Below are 20,238 nucleotides of genomic sequence, written 5' to 3' on the forward strand. Positions count from 1 at the left end.
CGCACCAGCGATCAGAAATGGGGTTTTTCTGATACGCACGAATAACGAGCACCCATGCCTGTCTCAGGGTGCCGAGACAAAAACAAAAATGAGGTATCCATGACCATCGCACTAAAACAACCGACACTCACCGGGCAATGTGTAGCTGAATTTCTTGGCACAGCCCTGATGATTTTTTTCGGCACAGGATGCGTTGCAGCGCTCAAGGTCGCGGGAGCCACTTTCGGCTTGTGGGAAATCTGCATCATCTGGGGCATGGCCGTCAGCATGGGGATCTACCTCAGCGCCGGCATTTCAGGTGCCCACCTCAACCCGGCCGTCAGCATCGCGCTAAGTCTGTTCGCCGGTTTCGAAAAACGCAAATTGCCCTTTTATATCTCGGCGCAAATCGCAGGCGCGTTCTGCGGAGCGGGTCTGGTGTACCTGATGTACATCAGCCTTTTTTTCGACTTCGAACATGCTCACCACATCATTCGCGGCAGCGAGCAGAGTCTTGAACTGGCGTCGGTATTCTCGACATACCCAAACCCGGCCATTTCGGTCGGTCAGGCCTTTCTGGTCGAAGTGGTCATCACCACCATTCTGATGGGTGTGATCATGGCTCTGGGCGATGACAGCAACGGCTTGCCGCGCGGCCCGCTGGCGCCCTTGCTGATCGGCCTGCTGGTAGCCGTGATAGGCAGCTCGATGGGCCCACTGACCGGTTTTGCCATGAACCCGGCGCGCGACTTCGGTCCGAAGCTGATGACGTTCTTCGCTGGCTGGGGTGAAATGGCCTTCACCGGCGGTCGTGACATTCCTTACTTCCTGGTTCCGATTTTTGCGCCCATTCTGGGTGCCTGCCTTGGTGCTGCTGGCTACCGCGCGCTGATTGCGCGTCATCTGCCCAGCGCCGCTCCTGTTGAAAATGAAAAAGAGGCTCCTGTGGTTCGCGGCAAAGTTCAGGCTTCATCTTGAGCACCCCTCAATTTGAATCTCACTCAACTGAATCCCACCCAATAAATGCAAGGCAATCGACATGACTGACACACAGAACAAGAACTACATCATTGCTCTTGACCAGGGCACCACCAGCTCGCGCGCCATCATCTTCGACCGCGATGCCAACGTGGTGAGCACTGCCCAAAGCGAATTCGTCCAGCATTACCCGCAGGCAGGCTGGGTCGAGCATGACCCGATGGAAATCTTTGCCACCCAGACGGCCTGCATGACCAAGGCGCTGGCGCAGGCCGATCTGCACCACAACCAGATCGCCGCCATCGGTATCACCAACCAGCGTGAAACCACGGTCATCTGGGAGCGCGACACCGGCCGCCCGATCTACAACGCAATCGTCTGGCAGTGCCGCCGCAGCACCGAGATCTGCCAGCAGCTCAAGCGCGACGGTCTTGAGGAGTACATCAAGGACACCACAGGTCTGGTGATTGACCCGTACTTCTCCGGCTCCAAGGTCAAGTGGATTCTGGACAACGTCGAAGGCAGCCGCGAGCGCGCCCGCAAAGGCGAGCTGATGTTCGGCACCATCGATACCTGGCTGATCTGGAAATTCACCGGCGGCAAGGTTCACGTCACCGACTACACCAACGCCTCGCGCACCATGCTGTTCAATATCCATACGCTGGAATGGGATCAGCGCATGCTCGACGTGCTGGACATCCCGCGCGAGATACTGCCAGAGGTCAAAGCCTCCTCCGAGGTCTACGGTCACAGCAAAAGCGGCATCCCGATTGCCGGTATCGCAGGCGACCAACAGGCGGCGTTGTTCGGCCAGATGTGTGTCGAACCCGGCCAGGCCAAGAATACCTACGGCACCGGCTGCTTCCTGCTGATGAACACCGGCAAGAAAGCCGTGAAGTCGGCGCACGGCATGCTGACCACCATCGGCTGCGGCCCGCGTGGTGAAGTGGCCTATGCACTGGAAGGCGCGGTCTTCAACGGTGGCTCGACCGTGCAGTGGCTGCGCGACGAACTCAAGCTCATCAACGACGCGCTGGACACAGAATACTTCGCTGGCAAGGTCAAGGACAGCAACGGCGTGTATCTGGTGCCGGCGTTCACGGGCCTGGGCGCACCTTACTGGGACCCGTACGCACGAGGCGCATTGTTCGGCCTGACCCGCGGAGTGAAAGTCGATCACATCATCCGTGCAGCGCTGGAATCCATCGCCTATCAGACCCGCGACGTGCTCGACGCCATGCAACAGGACTCCGGCGAACGCCTCAAGTCGCTGCGCGTGGACGGCGGTGCCGTGGCCAACAACTTCCTGATGCAGTTCCAGGCAGACATCCTCGGCACCCACGTCGAGCGTCCGCAAATGCGTGAAACCACGGCACTGGGTGCAGCCTTCCTGGCCGGCCTGGCGATCGGGTTCTGGAGCAGCCTGGACGAGTTGCGCAACAAGGCCGTGATCGAGCGCGTGTTCGAACCTTCCTGCGAAGAGGCCCACCGCGAGAAACTCTACGCAGGCTGGCAAAAAGCCGTCGCGCGCACCCGTGACTGGGAACCGCACGAAAACGAAGAGTGATACCCGCTGTTGTGCGGAGGGGACAGGATTCCGGCTGACAGGTCACACTTTCCTGCGGCATGATGGGCGCCATTTGCAGAGGGCGCTCAAGGAAAAACAATGAACCTGCCTCCCCGCCAACAACAGATCCTCGAACTGGTCCGTGACCGTGGTTACGTCAGCATCGAGGAAATGGCGACGCTGTTCGTCGTGACCCCACAAACCATCCGCCGTGATATCAATCAATTGGCGGAAATGAATCTGCTGCGTCGCTACCACGGCGGCGCGGCCTATGACTCCAGCATCGAAAACACCGCCTACGCCATGCGTGCAGATCAGATGCGCGACGAAAAACAGCGGATCGCCGAGGCCATCGCCGCGCAGATCCCGGACAACGCCTCGTTGTTCATCAATATCGGCACCACCACCGAATCCATCGCACGCGCCCTGCTCAACCACAACAACCTGAAGATCATCACCAATAACCTGCATGTGGCATCGATCCTCAGTACCAAGGACGATTTCGAGGTCCTGAGTAGCCGGTGGCAATGTGCGTCGTGACGGCGGCGTGGTGGGCCAGGGCAGTATCGACTTCATTACCCAGTTCAAGGTGGACTTCGCCCTGGTCGGCATCAGCGGCATCGACGAAGACGGCAGCCTGCTGGATTTCGATTATCAGGAAGTACGGGTTTCCCAGGCGATAATCGCCAACGCACGCAAAGTGCTGCTTGCCGCTGACTCCAGCAAGTTCGGGCGCAATGCGATGGTCCGGTTGGGACCAATCACCCTGATCGATTGCCTGGTCACCGATCAGCCACCTGTGCCCGCACTGCAACAACTGCTGACCCAGCACAAGATTCGTCTGGAAGTGGTGTGATTGTCAGGAACGAGCGGTGTCCGCGATAACACATGCCGTTCCGGACACGCTGGAGCGTGAGGAACGATAAGCCCGAATATCGTGCGACGCTCCGCGTCGCATGCCGTTCCGGACGCTCTGCGTCCTCTTTTATGCGCAGAGCGTCGCGAACTTGATTCCCGCTGGAGCCTGAGACACGAGAGGTGTCCAGGCTGGCGCGTGCAGAACGAAAAGCATCAGATAGTACGGTCATCCCCCGCGTGACATCCCGCCCTACAATGTTCATTTTTGTTCTTTTCCTGACTTCACCATCAGTATTTTCAATCGATACTCGCTAGCAAGGGTCATTTTATTGAGCTATTATTTTCGAAAGTGAACATTAATGTTCAGATTCGCCTTTCGAGCTTTGCTCACGAATTGTCCAGGAGGCCACCAATGCCCCACACTACCGTGCCAACCCAACCCCTCTCCGAGGTTTACGACATCGCCGTTATTGGCGGTGGCATCAATGGTGTCGGTATTGCGGCGGATGCCTCCGGTCGCGGCCTGTCGGTTTTTCTTTGCGAAAAGGACGACCTGGCCAGCCACACGTCCTCGGCCAGCAGCAAGCTGATTCATGGCGGCCTGCGCTATCTTGAGCACTACGAATTCCGTCTGGTCCGCGAAGCACTCGCAGAGCGCGAAGTGCTGCTTGCCAAGGCGCCGCACATCGTCAAACCCATGCGTTTTGTCTTGCCGCACCGCCCGCACCTGCGTCCAGCGTGGATGATCCGCGCCGGCATGTTCCTGTATGACAACCTCGGCAAGCGCGAAAAACTGCCCGCCTCGAAAACCATTCGTTTTGGTGCGGACAGCCCGCTCAACTCGAGCATCACCCGTGGCTTCGAATACTCCGATTGCTGGGTCGACGACGCCCGTCTGGTGGTGCTCAACGCCATGGCCGCGCGTGAAAACGGCGCGCATATTCATACGCAGACCCGCTGTGTCAGTGCCCGCCGCATCAAGGGCATGTGGCACCTGCACCTGGAACGCAGCGATGGCAGCCTGTTCTCGATCCACGCCAAGGCATTGGTCAATGCGGCAGGCCCGTGGGTGGCCAAGTTCATCCGTGAAGACCTCAAGCTCGATTCGGCTTACGGCATCCGCCTGATTCAAGGCAGCCACCTGATCGTGCCGAAACTGTACGAGGGTGAGCACGCGTTCATTCTGCAGAACGAAGACAAGCGCATCGTGTTCACGATTCCGTACCTGGAGCACTTCACCATCGTCGGCACCACCGACCGTGAGTATCAGGGCGATCCGAACAAGGTGGACATCACCGAAGGCGAGATGGATTACGTGCTGAAAGTGGCCAACGACCACTTCAAGAAACAGTTGAGTCGCGCAGACGTGCTCCACACATTCTCTGGCGTGCGCCCGCTGTGCAACGACGAGTCCGATAATCCGTCTGCCATTACCCGTGATTACACGCTTTCGTTGTCAGGCGGCGCGGACGAGGCGCCAATTCTGTCGGTGTTCGGCGGCAAGCTGACCACCTACCGCAAACTGGCCGAATCGGCGATGACGCAATTGGCACCGTTCTTCAAGCAGATGAAACCGAGCTGGACGGCCAAGGCAGCACTGCCAGGCGGCGAAGACATGACCACGCCAGAAGCCCTGGCAGCAGAAATGACTCGCCGCTTCAGTTGGCTGCCCGCGCCTATCGCCAAACGCTGGGCGATTACCTACGGCAGCCGCAGCTGGCGCTTGCTGGAAGGCGCGCAAGGTCTTGAAGACCTCGGCCAGCATCTGGGTGCCGGTCTGTACACTCGAGAGGTCGATTACCTGTGCGACCAGGAATGGGCTACCAGCATCGAAGACATCCTGTGGCGCCGTACCAAGCTTGGCCTGTTCACTACGCCTGAAGAACAGGCCGCTGTGCGCAGCTACCTGGAAACTGTTGTGCGCAACAAGGCAGCTATCGAGGCTGCCTGATAGCTCGCATACCACCTGTTCGCCCATCGCGCGGCGAACAGGTTTGTTCCTCTGCACCGCCCTCCCCCTGAATACTCCGTTGCATTCGGTTTTCCGAACATTTCGCTCTGCCTGATTCGGCTTCCCGGACGCTTCGATTCCGGGCGTCGCATTCAACCATGAATAAAACCCTTTAAATTCATAGCCTTGTTTGATTCAAGCTGCTTGGCACGACTCATGCTCTACACTCTGAACCGAGCGTTTCGACAGGGCGTGTGTCTGGATCTGGACGCCGTTGAAGCATTCGCCAAGAAGCGGGCCGACTCACCTTGCGGCCCCATCAATAAAAATGAAATCAAGGATTCATCAATGCGCATCGTTCCCCATCTATTGGGCGTAGCAATCACTGCCGCTCTGATCAGCACCCCGGTTTTCGCCGCCGAACTTACCGGCACCCTGAAGAAAATCAAGGAATCCGGCACCATCACGCTGGGCCACCGTGACGCGTCCATTCCGTTTTCCTACATCGCAGACGCTTCTGGCGTACCGATGGGCTACTCGCATGACATCCAGCTGAAAATCGTCGAAGCCATCAAGAAAGACCTCGACATGCCTGACCTCAAGGTCAAGTACAACCTGGTAACGTCTCAGACCCGTATTCCGCTGGTTCAGAACGGCACCGTCGACGTTGAATGTGGTTCGACCACCAACAATGTCGAGCGTCAGCAGCAGGTCGACTTCTCCATCGGCATCTTCGAAGTCGGCACGCGTCTGCTGTCGAAAAAGGACTCCAGCTACAAGGACTTCGATGACCTGAAAGGCAAGAACGTCGTGACCACTGCTGGCACAACGTCCGAGCGCATCCTCAAGGCGATGAACGCCGACAAGCAGATGGGCATGAACGTGATCTCGGCCAAGGACCACGGCGAATCCTTCCAGATGCTTGAGTCTGGCCGTGCGGTCGCATTCATGATGGACGACGCGCTGCTGGCCGGCGAGATGGCCAAGGCCAAGAAGCCGGATGACTGGGCAGTGACCGGTACTGCGCAATCCTACGAAATCTACGGCTGCATGGTCCGCAAGGGCGATGCCCCGTTCAAGAAGGCAGTGGATGACGCCATTGTTGCCACCTACAAGTCTGGCGACATCAATGCCATCTACAGCAAGTGGTTCATGTCCCCCGTCCCGCCTAAAGGGCTGAATCTGAATTTCCCGATGAGCGACAAGCTCAAGGAACTGATTCAGAACCCGACCGACAAGGCCGCAGAAGACAAGAAAGCCTGAGCAACCGGTTCAGCCAGCCTGAACTGATCGCATCCCGGGCAGGCAAAACCTGTTCGGGACCGGCCCCTCACTCTCGAAGTCCGACAGTGCGTGCATCTCGATATAAATAGAAAAATAGGGGGAGACCCTGATGAATTACAACTGGGACTGGGGCGTGTTCTTCAAGTCCACCGGCGTCGGCAGCGAGACCTATCTGGACTGGTTCATATCCGGCCTGGGCTGGACCATCGCCATTGCTGTCGTTGCCTGGATCATCGCCCTGATACTGGGTTCGGTACTGGGCGTCATGCGCACCGTACCAAGCCGTCTGGTATCGGGTATTGCCACGGTATACGTAGAAATTTTCCGTAATGTGCCACTGCTGGTGCAGCTGTTCATCTGGTACTTTCTGGTGCCCGACCTGCTGCCGGAAAACCTGCAGGAGTGGTACAAGCAGGACCTCAACCCGACTACCTCAGCGTTCCTGAGCGTGGTGGTCTGCCTGGGTCTGTTTACCGCTGCACGGGTCTGCGAACAGGTGCGTACCGGCATTGAAGCACTGCCAAAGGGCCAGGAGTCGGCCGCGCGTGCAATGGGCTTCAAGCTGCCGCAGATCTACTGGAACGTGCTGTTGCCACAGGCTTACCGGATCATCATTCCGCCGCTCACCTCCGAATTCCTGAACGTGTTCAAGAACTCGTCGGTAGCGTCGCTGATCGGCCTGATGGAGCTGCTCGCGCAGACCAAACAGACCGCCGAGTTTTCCGCGAACCTGTTTGAAGCCTTTACGCTCGCAACCCTCATCTACTTCACGCTGAACATGAGCCTGATGCTGCTGATGCGCATGATCGAGAAGAAAGTCGCTGTACCCGGACTCATCTCACTGGGGGGCAAATAATGGACTTCACTGGAATCGTTCCAGCCATTCCCGGCCTGTGGAACGGCATGGTCATGACCCTCAAGCTGATGGCAATGGGTGTCGTCGGCGGCTTGGTACTCGGTACGCTGCTGGCCTTGATGCGCCTGTCATCGAACAAGCTGCTGGCCAATTTGGCTGGCGCTTACGTGAACTACTTCCGTTCGATCCCGCTGCTGTTGGTGATCACCTGGTTCTACCTCGCAGTGCCATTCGTGTTGCGCTGGATTACCGGTGAAGACACGCCCATCGGGGCCTTCGCCTCCTGCGTCGTGGCCTTCATGATGTTCGAAGCCGCGTACTTCTGCGAAATCGTCCGTGCCGGCGTGCAGTCGATTTCCAAAGGACAGATGGGCGCAGCCCAGGCGCTGGGCATGAATTACTCGCAGATGATGCGACTGATCATCCTGCCCCAGGCATTTCGCAAGATGACGCCGCTGTTGCTGCAACAGAGCATCATTCTGTTCCAGGACACCTCTCTGGTGTACACCGTGGGCCTTGTGGACTTTCTCAACGCATCGCGCTCCAGTGGCGACATCATCGGGCGCGCCAACGAGTTCCTGATCATTGCCGGTCTGGTCTATTTCACGATCAGCTTTGCCGCCTCGCTGCTGGTGAAGCGTCTGCAAAAAAGGTTTGCCGTATGATTTCCATAAAAAATGTCAACAAATGGTATGGCGACTTCCAGGTGCTGACCGATTGCAGCACCGAGGTCAGCAAAGGTGAAGTGGTGGTGGTGTGCGGGCCCTCCGGTTCCGGCAAGTCGACCCTGATCAAATGCGTGAATGCGCTGGAACCGTTTCAGAAAGGCGACATTGTCGTCGACGGCACTTCCATTTCCGACTCGAAGACCAACCTGCCAAAACTGCGCTCGCGGGTCGGCATGGTGTTTCAGCACTTCGAACTGTTTCCGCACCTGAGCATTGTCGAAAACCTGACCATCGCGCAGATCAAGGTACTGGGCCGCAGCAAGGCCGAAGCGACCGAAAAAGGCCTGAAATTGCTGGACCGCGTCGGCCTCTCCGAGCATGCGCACAAGCATCCCGGGCAGCTTTCCGGCGGTCAGCAACAACGTGTTGCCATCGCTCGCGCCCTGGCGATGGACCCGGTGGTCATGCTGTTTGACGAACCGACGTCTGCGCTGGACCCGGAAATGGTCAACGAAGTGCTCGACGTGATGGTGCAACTGGCGCACGAAGGCATGACCATGATGTGCGTGACCCACGAAATGGGCTTCGCTCGCAAGGTCGCCAATCGGGTGATTTTCATGGACAAGGGACAGATTGTCGAAGACTGCGAAAAAGAAGAGTTTTTCGGTGACGTCAGCGCACGCTCGGAACGCGCTCAGCAATTTCTCGCCAAGATTCTCCAGCACTAGGTAATGCCGGCTGCCCGCGCGCTCGCGGGCAGCTGTTCGGTTCAGGACGACTGTGATGAAATGCGACCCCACTCTGTATCGCGCCGCGCCGCCATCACTCGCCGTGAAACCTCGTCTGATACGCCAACTGTTTTTGCCGCCACTGATCCTCATGCTGATGATCGGACTGGGCTATATCGCCTACCTGATCAGCGAACACAGCGGTATCAAGAGCCTGCGCGAGACCGGTGAGCGCCAGCTGGAGCTGCACGCCCGTACGGTCGAGAGCGAAATAAGCAAGTACACCTATTTGCCCAGCGTGCTGGAGCTTGAATCCAGCGTGTCGCAGATGCTCAACAAGCCGAGCCCCGAGCTTCAGCAGCAGGTCAACCGTTATCTGGAAGGGATGAATCGACGCAGCGGCAGCCGCGCCATTTATGTGATGGACACCACCGGCCGAGTGCTGGCCACCAGCAACTGGCGTGATTCCGACAGCTATCAGGGTGAAGACCTGTCCTTCCGCGCCTACTTTCAGGACGCCGTGCGCGGCCTGCCCGGCCGTTTTTACGGGATTGGCACCACCACGGGCGAATCGGGTTACTACCTGGCCCACGGGCTGGAAGACAAAGGCCGGATCATCGGCGTCGCCGTGATCAAGGTGCGCCTTGAAGCACTGGAAGAACGCTGGCAGCGTGCTCGTCTGGAGGCATTTGTCAGCGACGAGAACGGCATCATCATCCTCTCAAGTGACCCGGCTCGACGCCTGAAGTCAGTTCGACCGCTCACTCCGCAGGTCAAGGAACGTCTGGCCCGCAGCCTGCAATATTACTGGTGGCCGCTTAACGAACTGGTGCCGCTGGAACGGGAAACCCTTTCCGAAGGCGTCGAAAAGCTTGTGTTCCCGGCCAACGTCAGTGTCGATCGAGAGCACAAGCAGGTCAGCTATCTGGCCCAGAGCCGCCCGCTGAGCGATACCGCCTGGCACCTGACACTGCTTACGCCCCTGGAAGACCTGCGCCGTGAAGCGGCCAACCAGGGCATGCTGGTAGCTGTGGCCTGCGCGCTGGTGACCTTTCTGCTGATTGCCTGGAACGAGCGGCGCAAGGTTATCTCGACCCGGCTGGCGGCCAGAGAGGCGCTGCAGGCTGCGAACAATGAGCTGGAACGCAAGATCGCCGAGCGTACCGAACACCTGCGTGCCAGCAACGAACGCCTCAAGGCGCAGATTCGCGAACGAAGACAGGCTGAAGACACCCTGCGCAAAGCCCAGGACGAGTTGGTGCAAGCTGGCAAGCTGGCGGCTATCGGCCAGATGTCGACCAGCATCGCTCATGAACTGAACCAGCCTCTGGCAGCATTGCGCACCTTGTCTGGCAACACCGTGCGTTTTCTTGAGCGAGGCGCACTGGACACCGCCAGCGCCAACCTGCGCACCATCAATGATCTGGTCGACCGCATGGGCCGCATTACCGCCAGCCTGCGCGCATTCGCCAGACGCGGCGACGATCAGGGCCAGGCGCAACTGAGCAAGGCCGTCGAGGCGGCGGCGCAGTTGCTCGGCGTACGCCTGGAGCAATCCGGCCTGGCATTGCATCGAGACTTTGTCGACGCCACCCTGACCATCGATCAGACCCGTCTGGAACAGATTCTGGTCAACCTGATCGGCAATGCGCTGGACGCCATGTTCAACCAGCCAGCGCCCGAATTGTGGCTTACCGGGTCAATTGAAGACGGCCGTTATCGCTTGCGGGTGCGTGATAACGGACACGGCGTCGATACCGAAACCCGCAAGCACCTGTTCGAACCTTTCTTCACCACCAAACCCGGCGAACAAGGCCTGGGACTGGGCCTGACGCTGTCGGCGAGCCTTGCCGCCGCAGCCGGGGGCAGCCTGAGCGCAGAGCATCCGGGTGACGGCGGCACGACATTTGTACTGAGCCTGCCATTTGTCCCCGATGCCCCGACCGACAATCGCCCGACCGGCCCCGGCCTAGGTGGGCTGACATGAGACGACACCCATGAGCATCAACAGCGACCTGACCGTGCTGATCGTCGAAGACGACCCGCATGTGCTGCTCGGCTGCCAGCAGGCGCTGGCGCTGGAAGACATTGCCAGCGAAGGCCTATCCAGCGCCGAAGACGCCCTCAAGCGCATTGGTGACAATTTTGCCGGTATCGTCATCAGCGACATTCGTTTGCCGGGTATCGACGGGCTGGAATTACTGAGCCGTCTCAAGGCGCGTGACAGTAGCCTGCCGGTAGTGCTGATCACCGGTCACGGCGACATCACCATGGCCGTCAACGCAATGCGCGATGGCGCTTACGATTTCATGGAGAAACCCTTTTCTCCCGAGCGCCTGGTCGACGTCACCCGGCGCGCGCTGGAGCAGCGCGGGCTGGCCCGGGAAGTCTGGGCGTTGCGCAAGCAACTGGCCGAACGCGATTCGCTGGAAGGCCGAATCATCGGCCGCTCCCCCGCCATGCAAAACCTGCGCGCATTGATTACCAACGTCGCCGATACGTCGGCCAATGTGCTGATCGAAGGCGAGACCGGCACCGGCAAGGAGCTCGTCGCGCGTTGCCTGCACGACTTCAGCCGGCGCAAGGACAGTCAGTTCGTGGCACTCAATTGCGGCGGGCTGGCAGAAAGTCTGTTCGAGTCGGAAATTTTCGGTCACGAAGCCAATGCATTTACCGGCGCGGGCAAGCGGCGCATCGGCAAGATCGAACACGCCCACAATGGCACGCTGTTTCTCGATGAAGTGGAAAGCATGCCGGTCAACCTGCAGATCAAACTGTTGCGCGTCCTCCAGGAACGAACTCTGGAGCGGCTTGGTTCGAACCAAAGTGTTGCAGTGGATTGCCGGGTCATTGCGGCGACCAAATCCGACCTCAATGCACTGAGCAAGACCAGTCAGTTCCGCAGCGACCTGTATTACCGTCTGAACGTCGTCACGCTGGAGCTGCCGCCATTGCGTGAGCGCCGCGAAGACATTCTGCAACTGTTCGAACACTTCCTGCAGTTGTCGTCATTGCGCTTCGACCGTGAGCCGCCGACGCTGGACAGACAGACCAGTTCAAGCCTGATGAGCCACGACTGGCCGGGTAACGTGAGGGAGCTGCGCAACGTAGCCGAGCGGTTTGCCTTGGGTCTGCCAGCGTTCAAACAGGCAGGCACGGTCAGTGAAAATCAAAGCCTGGGGTTTGCCGAAGCGGTTGAGGCCTTCGAACGATCCCTGCTCAGCGAAGCCCTGCAACGCAGCGGCGGCAACCTCAGCCAGGCCAGTCAGGAGCTGGGCATGGCCAAGACCACCTTGTTCGACAAGGTCAAGAAATACGGGCTTTGAGCACTGCGTCCGATCTTGAGTATGCGGTGTAACGCAGATCTGTGACGCAGAGCGTCACCCACTGCATTCCCACGCTGGAGCGTGCGGAACGATCGGCGTCCGCACGTCCCTAAGCAGGAGCGCGAGGAACGATAGGCGTCCGCAAGACACCTATCGTGCCCATGCTCCGCGTGGGCATGCCTTTCCGGACGCTCTGCGTCCTATCCTGCACAGGCAGTGCGTTACTGCGATTCACCGACAATCTGGCGGATCGCGCTGACGAATACCTCGACCGGCTGACCGCCCGAGACGGCGTACTGGTCGTTGAAGACCATGGTCGGCACCGACGTGATACCACGGGATGTCCAGAGTTGCTCGGCTTCGCGGACCTCTGCGGTGTACTCGCCGCTGTCGAGGATGGCCTGAGCGCGCAAACGGTCCAGGCCGACCTTCTGCGCTACGTCTGCCAGAGTCTGGTGGCTGGACGGGTCTTTCAGGTCGCTGAAATAGGCTTCGAACAGCGCCTGTTTCAATGCGTACTGCTTGCCTTGTTGTTCGGCCCAGTGCAGCAGGCGATGGGCGTCGAACGTGTTGTAGATACGCCGCTCGCCGCTGGCAAAAGTGAAGCCGAGTTCAGCACCGCGTTCACGGATGGTCTGGTGAATACCTTCGATCTGTTCCGGCGTGGAGCCGTACTTTTCGGCAATGTGCTCTTTGATGTCCTGCCCTTCGGCAGGCATGTTCGGGTTCAGCTCGAAAGGCTGGAAGTGAATGTGCGCTTGCACCTCATCCCCCAGTGCCTCCAGCGCCTGATCCAGCGCGCGCAGGCCGATGACACACCAGGGGCAGGAAACATCGGAGATGAAATCGATCTTCAGTGCAGTCGTCATGTCGGCCCTTTTCAGTCAGCTAATTCAATAAACAAGGGCCATACGATACACCTCTGTCGGAGCCTGACAACCGGGCAGGCTTCACAGTTGAGCAAGACTGCGACCGTCCTCATGCTGGGCTTTCAGGTACGGCAGCACCGCCCCGAGCAACGGTGCCTTGAAGGCTTCCTGAAAACGGTGCGCCAGCCCCGGAATCAGGCGCAGCTGGCTGCCCTGAATGTGCGCGGCCACATGCACACCGTGCATGACCGGCAACAATGGATCAGCCGTGCCATGCACCACCAGCACCGGCAGGCGCAGACGGTTCAGCAACTCCACCCGGCTCGGCTCGGCCAGAATCGCCATGATCTGACGCTTGACGCCCTCGGGATTGAAGGCCCGGTCGTAGGACACCGCAGCCTGATGCAGCAATTGCTGGCGATCGTCCTTGACCTGCGGGCTGCCCAGCGCTGCAAGCAGATCAGCCTGTTGCTCGATGGCCATTTCCCGGTTGGGCGCGCCGCGCCGCGCCAGCAGTTGCATCAACGCCGCACTGGGCATCGGCAAGCCCTGTGCACCGGAGCTGGTCATGATCAGCGTCAGGCTTTCGACCCGCGACGGGGCCAGATCGGCCAGGTGCTGAGCAATCATGCCGCCCATGCTCGCGCCAAGAACGTGAAACTGGCGAATCTGCAGGGCGTCCATCAGGCCCAAGGCATCGTCGGCCATATCGGTCAGCGAATACGGTGCAGAGACCGGCAGGCCCAGCTTGTAGCGCAGCACTTCAAAGGTCAGATTGGCCTCGGCGGGCTGTTGCACCCAGGTGGACAGACCGACATCGCGATTGTCGTAGCGAATCACCCGGTAGCCCTGCTGACACAGCGCGACCACAACCTCGTCCGGCCAATGAATCAACTGCCCGCCCAGGCCCATTACCAACAGCAAGGCAGGGTCGGACTCACTGCCGATGCTTTGATAGGCAATTCGTACCTCTTTAAGGTCAGCATGCTGTACAGGAACATCGACATCACAACGATCGGCCGCAAAAGACGGCAAGCCGCACAGAAGCGCGGCCAGAAAAATTAAAACCCGCATGAAAAACACCAAAAAACAGATCCCCAGTAGGCAGAGAGTCTGATGATGTTTTGCCAAGCGCGCTGCCACACTTGCGTGACAGTTTGATGAATGGCGCTGAGCGGTCGTTAATCGGGTGTTGCGTTACGCAGCGACCTGATCCGCCACCATCAGGTTTTCCCCAAAACGGGCGCGCGCTTCGAGGAGGGACTCCTGGTGCCAGCCCGAATGCGTGTCGCACTCGCCCAGGGACAGGGACAGGACCTTGTAAACCGGCAGACGATCAAACACCGGAGCCAGCAGCTCCGGTTCGGTCACGCTGTCCAGATGCAACCCTGCAACCGGCAGCAAGGCCGCGACACCCAGGTTGGGCCGCAGGTCACCGTGATAAAGGCCAATGAGCTTCTTCAACGGCGAATACTGAAGAATGTGATAGGCGCGTTCGAAGGCGTTGCTCCATGCCAGCGGCAGGTCGAGCGCCAGGATCGGTTCGTCGATCTGAATCCACTCGACACCGCGCGCCGCCAGACGCCCGAAGATCTCGCCATACACCGGCAGTAGATGCTCCAGCAGGTCGAGGCGATCGACCTCGCCACCCTGAACATCACTTAGCCAGAGCAGTGTCAGAGGACCGATCAACGCAGGCTTGCGGCCTTGCTCGCACGCTTCAGCGACGCTCGCCAGCAGCGGTGCCCAGTCAGGCTGAAAACGCTGGTCGCGTTTCAGGTGTGGCACCTGCTGCGGGTAACGCGCCATCAGCCAGGTGCGCAGTTCGGCGTCCGTTGTCGCAACACCCTGATCCTGTTTCCAGAAAGCCTGCAGAGCGTGCTGCAATTCACGGTCTGCGCCAATGTGAAAATAGTCAGGGTGTTGAGTCAGGGCCACGATGCGTCCTCCATAAAAGATGGGTCTATTGTCGACAGCTGACACAACATGAGACAAACTCATTTTTTTCGTGTTGATCACAAATACTGCTCATGGAGCACTCACGGTGCTTGAAATACGCCACCTCAAAACCCTGCACGCCCTGCGCGAGGCCGACAGCCTTGTGGAGGCCGCCGAACGCCTGCACCTGACGCAGTCGGCGCTGTCCCATCAGTTCAAGGAACTGGAAGAGCGCATGGGCATGCCGTTGTTCGTGCGCAAGACCAAACCGGTACGGTTTACCAGCGCCGGTCTGCGCCTGCTGCAACTGGCCGACTCCATGCTGCCGCAACTGCGCAGTGCTGAGCGCGACATTGCCCGTCTGGCAGGCGGCACGGCGGGACGGCTGCACATGGCAATCGAATGCCACAGCTGTTTTCAATGGTTGATGCCGACCATCGACCAGTTCCGCGATGCCTGGCCCGAGGTCGAGCTGGACCTGTCTTCCGGCTTCTCTTTCGCGCCATTGCCGGCGCTGGCGCGTGGTGACCTGGACCTGGTGGTAACGTCCGACCCACTGGAATTGCCCGGCATCACCTACGTGCCGCTGTTCACCTATGAAGCGATGCTGGCGGTGGCCAATCAACACGCGCTGGCGGGCCGGCCGTACATTGTTCCGGAAGACCTGCTCAGCGAAACGCTGATCACCTACCCGGTGGAGCGCGACCGACTGGACATCTTTACCCGTTTTCTGGAGCCCGCCGATATCGAGCCTGCACAGGTACGAACCTCGGAATTGACGGTGATGATGATGCAGTTGGTCGCCAGCGGACGCGGGGTCTGTGGGATGCCGCACTGGGCGCTGCATGAATACAGCTCACGCGGTTATGTGAAGGCCAAGCGCCTGGGTGAGAAAGGGCTGTTCGCAACGCTGTATGCCGGTATTCGCGCCGACATGCTCGATGCACCGTACATGCGCGATTTCCTGCTGACCGCCAAGGACACCTCGTTTTCAACGCTGGACGGGGTGAGCGTGGTTCGCTGACAGTATCGTCCTGCGCCAAGGCACAGGACGACACGGGTTCAGTTCGCTCGGGTTTGCCGCTGGCGGTACAACGGCAGGATCAGGTCGCGTGTCAGCGGAGCCAGATGCACATCCGCAAGACTGTCTGCGCCGACCCAGAGTACTTCTTCGATCTCGGCGGCGGGCAGAACCTGGGCATCAGATCTGACCTCGTAAAGCTGACAACACACCTCAAAGCCCGGCTCATTGGCAGCCGGTGCAACGAACTCGCCGAGAAACAGCGCCTGCTGCGGATCGATGATCAGCCCGAGTTCTTCTTCAAGCTCCCTGGCCAGCGCCCGCGGTGCCGGTTCGCCAGGTTCAATCTTGCCGCCCGGTTGCATGAATGCCTGAGTGCCGCGCTTGCGCACCAGAAGAGTCCGGCCGTCTGTGCCGACCAGTAGCGCCGCCGCGATGCGGATTATCTTCATGCAAAGATTTCCGTTTTCAGCAAACGCGCCTGATCAGCGCGCTCAAGGGCCAGCACGATCAGGCGATGGATCAGTTCGGCATAGGTCAGACCACTGGCCTGCCAGAGCTTGGGGTACATGCTGATCGAGGTGAAGCCGGGCAGCGTGTTGACCTCGTTGATGATGATGTCATGCATATCGGTCACGAAGAAATCGACCCGCGAAAGCCCTGCGCAACCCAGCACTTTGTAAGCCTGCAACGCGACTTCACGTACCTGATCACTCAGATCGGCGGGAAACTCGGCGGGTATCGCGATGCGCGCCTGGTCGCCATTCAGGTACTTGGTGTCGTAGGCGTAGAACTCGTCGTTGGCAATCACTTCGCCACAGACACTGACCTGCGCATCGAAGTTACCCAGTACCGCGCACTCCACTTCCCGGCCGACGATGCCCTTCTCGATCAGCAGCTTGTGGTCAAATTCGAAACCCAATGCCAGTGCAGCCACGAAGCCAGCCTCGTCAGACACTTTGCTGACGCCCACCGACGAGCCTTGATTGGCCGGTTTGACGAACATCGGCAGGCCCAACTGCGTGGCTGCATCGGCGAACGACAGGGTTTCCCCACGGCTGAGCACCATGAACGGCGCGACAGCAATGCCTGCATCGCGCAGCAGACGCTTGGTCACGTCTTTGTCCATGCACGCCGCCGAGGCGAGTACGTCAGCGCCCACAAACGGAACGGCCAGCATGCGCAGCACGCCTTGCAATGCACCGTCTTCACCAAACGCGCCGTGGATCAGCGGAAATACCACGTCGATAGCTGCCAGCGGTTTGCCTGTCTCGACCTCGACAAACTGGCCGCCAGTGCTGCCAGGCAACAGCGACAACTGCTTGCCGGATGCACTCAGTTTGATCCGCGCAGGATCATTGGCATTGAGCAGGTAGTCGGCTTCGTCGAAGCGCAACCAGCGGCCCAGCTTATCGACACCGATCAGGGTCAGCGCATAGCGATCACGATCAATCGCATTGATCACGTTGCGTGCCGACTGCAACGAAACCTCATGCTCGCTGGATTGCCCACCGAAAACGATGGCGACTGACTTTTTCAAAGCGGTTACTCCTGTTTTTCAGGCCGCGAAGATAAAAGCAATGTCGGCTGTTAGTCCAGCAGATGATTGGCCGCACACCTGAAATTCAGACAAAAAAAACCCGGTGGTGGGCAATCCATGCGAAATGCCCATCACCGGGAGGTCAGACAGCTCATTGAGCCGCTGCGGTTTCTTTCTTGCCGCCAGAGCCAAAGGTGGCGAAACGCTTGTTGAAACCCGCGATCCGGCCTTCGTTGGTGGTCTTGCGCTGCTGCCCGGTGTACATCGGGTGCGAGGCGCTGGACACGTCGAGTGCGACATAAGGATAGGTGTTGCCGTCGGTGTGCTGCTGCGTGCGGTCTGTGTCTACGGTCGAGCCGATCAGGAAGTAAACGTCGGCAGCGGTGTCGTGGAACAGCACAGTACGGTAAGCAGGATGGATATCGGGTTTCATGGTTAGCTCTCCGGTGAGTTGACTGCAATCGTTATACAGTAACATAAAAGAAGATGAGAATGATTGCTGTTGATTGCCATCATCGGCGAGCTTGATCGAACGCGCGCATGCAGCCGCTGTCGCCCTGAAACCGCCAGAACCAGCGTGCCAGAGACATTCTGTAATAGCGTGACTTTGCAATCGAGCCGAATTAACGGCACCCTGCCGCGCCGCCGAACGTCACTGGTCGCCGGCCTGGAACCTGAGCCTCTGTGGCCGATCTTTACTCATTAGCACTTTCAAGAGTCCACCGTTATGAATAACGGACGCGATCATCGAATCGACTTCTTTCGTGGCCTGGCGCTGGTCTTCATATTCTGGGATCACGTGCCGGACAACCCTCTCGCTCAGTTGACCGTACGCAACTTCGGCTTCAGCGACGCAGCGGAAATCTTTGTTTTCCTTGCCGGTTACGCATCGATCCTGGCCTATGGGCGCATCGCCCGGCGCGACGGCATGCTGGTGGCTGGCGTGCGGATCCTGCGCCGCACCTGGGTGCTGTATGTCGTGCACATCTTTCTGCTGACCTTGCTGATGGGCATCGTCTTCGTCGCCAACAACCATGTCGAAACCCGCGACATGGTCCAGCAGATGGGCCTTGAATACTTCGTCGGCAACCCGCAACAGGCATTGGCCGATGAACTGCTGCTGCGTTTCAAGCCCAACCTGACCGACCCGTTGCCGCTGTACATCGTCCTGCTGCTGACCTTGCCCCTGACCTTGCCATTGATGCTGCGCAAACTGGAACTGGCGGTCGGCCTGTCGATCGCGCTGTACCTGATGGTGCCGTTATTCGGCTGGAACCTGCGTGCCTATGAAGGCGGTGGCGTGTGGTACTTCAACCCGGTGGCCTGGCAGTTGCTGTTCATCCTCGGCGGCGCCTGTGCATTGCGCAGCGAAACAGCCACAACTGCTGTGCAACCTCCGTTGCGCCAACAACCGCTGTTCCTGATGGCCGCCGTCTACGTGGTGATTGCCGGAATGCTGACCTTCAGCGAAAAATGGCCCGGCCTGCACAGCGCGCTAGTCTCGACCCTGCACCTCGACGCCTTGTACCCCATCAGCAAGACCGACCTGGCACCCGCGCGCCTGCTGCACTTCCTTGCACTGGTCTACGTCGTCGCCCGACTACTGCCAACCTCAAGCGCCTGGCTCGAAAACTGGCCCGCCCGCCAGACCTGCCGCATGGGCCGTTATTCGCTGGAAGTATTCTGCCTGGGCGTATTGCTCGCGCCACTGGCAGACATGGCAAATGCACTGGCAGGTGATACATGGCCTATGCAGGTGACTACCGCGATTGTCGGGCTCGGCTTGATGATGCTGATGGCCAATGGGCTGGAGTTGAATAAGCGGCTGGGGAAATCGCCCCGCTTGTTAACTACTTGAGAACAGCGTCACGTTTGCACGCCCTCTCGGAAATCTCCTACTGGTTTATCAGGCCAAGTTTTTCAGGAACTGGCCGCTATTCGTTATGAGACCAAAGGGAGGGCAACGTTTTGAACATTAATGGCATTCCGAATCAGGCAAACACCCTGCAACAAACGGCGCTGATACCTGGCACCAAAAATGGCGATCCGACAGAAGATGCTGGCTTGGAAAAGGCCATTGCATCCGAAGCAAAAAAGACAGAAGAAAATGTATTTTATGAATATCAGAAAGAGCCGTGGTTATTGGAGTCGATCAACGAGCACATTACAAATCGGCTCGACTACGTGGCGCATAAAAAAATAGTCGACGTACTGGAGCTTGCGTTGATAAATGTCACCTACGACAGTTTTCGTAAAGACCTGCAAGAAACGCACCCCGACATCGCAAGTAAAAAATTTGGTTTTACACTGAACGAAAGCGCGTCCATCAAGATAATTGACTACGATAACAGCCTGACTGAGAATGACACATCAGTGCTTACCCATGCTATCAACGGGTTCAGAGAGTTCAAAGAGCAAATACAGCAGCACGCAAAGACGGTCATGACTTTAGTTGACCATGATCATGAAACATTTGGTGGTCGATATAAACTGGATATCAGTAATTTTCAGGATGTGATCGATTATGGCAGGATTATGAGCACCAGCGTGCAAAAAATGCAGGACGAATGGATACAGCAAGTCCAGAGCAATGCTGAAAGCGAGATTTTTCCTATATTTCTTTGGCGGTATGAGAAATCAGTCTGGCGAGACAAACGGCTCGCCAGACTGAGCTG

17 protein-coding genes and 2 pseudogenes are annotated in these 20,238 nt (G+C 58.6%); 13 read left to right on the forward strand and 6 right to left on the reverse strand.

All coding sequences use genetic code 11. The features are described 5' to 3' along the window. Positions 1–99 precede the first annotated feature (99 nt). From AO068_RS10970 to AO068_RS11015, 10 genes and pseudogenes are all read left to right on the forward strand, one after another. Positions 100–957: an MIP/aquaporin family protein gene (locus AO068_RS10970; protein WP_058401634.1), complete on the forward strand. Its 858-nt coding sequence runs from the start codon at positions 100–102 to the stop codon at positions 955–957. 61 nt (positions 958–1,018) lie between these two features. After that, the gene (glpK, locus tag AO068_RS10975) at positions 1,019–2,524 is read left to right on the forward strand and encodes a glycerol kinase GlpK (protein WP_003363615.1); all 1,506 of its coding nucleotides are present in this window, start codon (positions 1,019–1,021) and stop codon (positions 2,522–2,524) included. Between the two features lie 99 nt (positions 2,525–2,623). Beyond that, positions 2,624–3,380, forward strand: a pseudogene (locus AO068_RS10980) (DeoR/GlpR family transcriptional regulator). 414 nt (positions 3,381–3,794) lie between these two features. After that, positions 3,795–5,333 carry a glycerol-3-phosphate dehydrogenase gene (gene glpD / locus AO068_RS10985; protein WP_002554862.1) on the forward strand — a complete coding sequence of 513 codons (1,539 nt, stop codon included), beginning with the start codon at positions 3,795–3,797 and terminating at the stop codon, positions 5,331–5,333. A 348-nt stretch (positions 5,334–5,681) separates the two neighbouring features. Continuing rightward, positions 5,682–6,596 carry a glutamate/aspartate ABC transporter substrate-binding protein gene (locus AO068_RS10990; protein ID WP_004664079.1) on the forward strand — a complete coding sequence of 305 codons (915 nt, stop codon included), beginning with the start codon at positions 5,682–5,684 and terminating at the stop codon, positions 6,594–6,596. Positions 6,597–6,726: 130 nt separating this feature from the next. Beyond that, positions 6,727–7,473 (forward strand): amino acid ABC transporter permease, encoded by a 747-nt coding sequence (locus AO068_RS10995; RefSeq protein WP_004658194.1) that lies wholly within the window; start codon positions 6,727–6,729, stop codon positions 7,471–7,473. Then, positions 7,470–8,138, forward strand: coding sequence for an amino acid ABC transporter permease (locus AO068_RS11000; protein ID WP_177342370.1), 669 nt, complete (start codon positions 7,470–7,472; stop codon positions 8,136–8,138). Before AO068_RS10995 ends, AO068_RS11000 begins: the two co-directional genes overlap by 4 nt. Further along, a complete protein-coding gene (locus AO068_RS11005; RefSeq protein WP_002554866.1) occupies positions 8,135–8,869 on the forward strand; it encodes an amino acid ABC transporter ATP-binding protein in 735 nt (244 codons plus the stop codon). Before AO068_RS11000 ends, AO068_RS11005 begins: the two co-directional genes overlap by 4 nt. A 55-nt stretch (positions 8,870–8,924) precedes the next feature. Next, positions 8,925–10,856, forward strand: a complete 1,932-nt coding sequence (locus AO068_RS11010; protein ID WP_058408369.1) for a sensor histidine kinase — start codon at positions 8,925–8,927, stop codon at positions 10,854–10,856. Positions 10,857–10,866: 10 nt separating this feature from the next. Further along, the gene (locus AO068_RS11015) at positions 10,867–12,195 is read left to right on the forward strand and encodes a sigma-54-dependent transcriptional regulator (protein ID WP_058408370.1); all 1,329 of its coding nucleotides are present in this window, start codon (positions 10,867–10,869) and stop codon (positions 12,193–12,195) included. 221 nt (positions 12,196–12,416) lie between these two features. Here the strand turns inward: AO068_RS11015 and AO068_RS11020 are convergent, their stop codons facing one another. From AO068_RS11020 to AO068_RS11030, 3 genes are all read right to left on the reverse strand, one after another. Further along, the gene (locus tag AO068_RS11020) at positions 12,417–13,064 is read right to left on the reverse strand and encodes a DsbA family oxidoreductase (protein WP_058408371.1); all 648 of its coding nucleotides are present in this window, start codon (positions 13,062–13,064) and stop codon (positions 12,417–12,419) included. An 81-nt stretch (positions 13,065–13,145) separates the two neighbouring features. Further along, positions 13,146–14,138 carry an alpha/beta fold hydrolase gene (locus AO068_RS11025; protein WP_080164866.1) on the reverse strand — a complete coding sequence of 331 codons (993 nt, stop codon included), beginning with the start codon at positions 14,136–14,138 and terminating at the stop codon, positions 13,146–13,148. 123 nt (positions 14,139–14,261) lie between these two features. Next, entirely contained in the window at positions 14,262–15,002 is a 741-nt protein-coding gene (locus tag AO068_RS11030; RefSeq protein ID WP_058408372.1) for a 5-methyltetrahydropteroyltriglutamate--homocysteine methyltransferase, read from the reverse strand. A gap of 106 nt (positions 15,003–15,108) precedes the next feature. On the opposite strand from AO068_RS11030, the gene metR reads away from it, so the two are divergent. Next, the gene (gene metR / locus AO068_RS11035) at positions 15,109–16,026 is read left to right on the forward strand and encodes a transcriptional regulator MetR (RefSeq protein WP_002554872.1); all 918 of its coding nucleotides are present in this window, start codon (positions 15,109–15,111) and stop codon (positions 16,024–16,026) included. Positions 16,027–16,064: 38 nt separating this feature from the next. On the opposite strand, the gene AO068_RS11040 is transcribed toward metR, so the two are convergent. The 3 genes from AO068_RS11040 to AO068_RS11050 all read right to left on the reverse strand — a co-directional run bounded on the left by AO068_RS11040 (position 16,065) and on the right by AO068_RS11050 (position 17,996). After that, entirely contained in the window at positions 16,065–16,475 is a 411-nt protein-coding gene (locus AO068_RS11040) for an NUDIX hydrolase (RefSeq protein WP_058408373.1), read from the reverse strand. Then, positions 16,472–17,563 (reverse strand): D-alanine--D-alanine ligase, encoded by a 1,092-nt coding sequence (gene ddlA, locus AO068_RS11045; protein WP_058408374.1) that lies wholly within the window; start codon positions 17,561–17,563, stop codon positions 16,472–16,474. Before ddlA ends, AO068_RS11040 begins: the two co-directional genes overlap by 4 nt. Before the next feature lie 151 nt (positions 17,564–17,714). After that, positions 17,715–17,996 (reverse strand): type B 50S ribosomal protein L31, encoded by a 282-nt coding sequence (locus tag AO068_RS11050; RefSeq protein ID WP_002554875.1) that lies wholly within the window; start codon positions 17,994–17,996, stop codon positions 17,715–17,717. A gap of 294 nt (positions 17,997–18,290) precedes the next feature. On the opposite strand from AO068_RS11050, the gene AO068_RS11055 reads away from it, so the two are divergent. Next, positions 18,291–19,421 carry an OpgC domain-containing protein gene (locus AO068_RS11055; protein ID WP_058408375.1) on the forward strand — a complete coding sequence of 377 codons (1,131 nt, stop codon included), beginning with the start codon at positions 18,291–18,293 and terminating at the stop codon, positions 19,419–19,421. 110 nt (positions 19,422–19,531) lie between these two features. Further along, a pseudogene (locus AO068_RS11060) lies at positions 19,532–20,196 on the forward strand (hypothetical protein). Positions 20,197–20,238: the final 42 nt, after the last annotated feature.

Origin of the sequence: Pseudomonas sp. ICMP 3272 (genome assembly GCF_001466905.1) — a bacterium.
GTDB lineage: Bacteria > Pseudomonadota > Gammaproteobacteria > Pseudomonadales > Pseudomonadaceae > Aquipseudomonas > Aquipseudomonas amygdali.

Excerpts from the sequence above, each read along its gene's own strand:
- AO068_RS10970 (WP_058401634.1), top strand. The coding sequence starts at position 100 with ATGACCATCGCACTAAAACAACCGACACTCACCGGGCAATGTGTAGCT.
- glpK (WP_003363615.1), top strand. The coding sequence starts at position 1,019 with ATGACTGACACACAGAACAAGAACTACATCATTGCTCTTGACCAGGGC.
- glpD (WP_002554862.1), top strand. The coding sequence starts at position 3,795 with ATGCCCCACACTACCGTGCCAACCCAACCCCTCTCCGAGGTTTACGAC.
- AO068_RS10990 (WP_004664079.1), top strand. The coding sequence starts at position 5,682 with ATGCGCATCGTTCCCCATCTATTGGGCGTAGCAATCACTGCCGCTCTG.
- AO068_RS10995 (WP_004658194.1), top strand. The coding sequence starts at position 6,727 with ATGAATTACAACTGGGACTGGGGCGTGTTCTTCAAGTCCACCGGCGTC.
- AO068_RS11005 (WP_002554866.1), top strand. The coding sequence starts at position 8,135 with ATGATTTCCATAAAAAATGTCAACAAATGGTATGGCGACTTCCAGGTG.
- AO068_RS11010 (WP_058408369.1), top strand. The coding sequence starts at position 8,925 with ATGAAATGCGACCCCACTCTGTATCGCGCCGCGCCGCCATCACTCGCC.
- AO068_RS11015 (WP_058408370.1), top strand. The coding sequence starts at position 10,867 with ATGAGCATCAACAGCGACCTGACCGTGCTGATCGTCGAAGACGACCCG.
- AO068_RS11020 (WP_058408371.1), bottom strand. The coding sequence starts at position 13,064 with ATGACGACTGCACTGAAGATCGATTTCATCTCCGATGTTTCCTGCCCC.
- AO068_RS11025 (WP_080164866.1), bottom strand. The coding sequence starts at position 14,138 with ATGCGGGTTTTAATTTTTCTGGCCGCGCTTCTGTGCGGCTTGCCGTCT.
- AO068_RS11040 (WP_058408373.1), bottom strand. The coding sequence starts at position 16,475 with ATGAAGATAATCCGCATCGCGGCGGCGCTACTGGTCGGCACAGACGGC.
- AO068_RS11050 (WP_002554875.1), bottom strand. The coding sequence starts at position 17,996 with ATGAAACCCGATATCCATCCTGCTTACCGTACTGTGCTGTTCCACGAC.
- AO068_RS11055 (WP_058408375.1), top strand. The coding sequence starts at position 18,291 with ATGAATAACGGACGCGATCATCGAATCGACTTCTTTCGTGGCCTGGCG.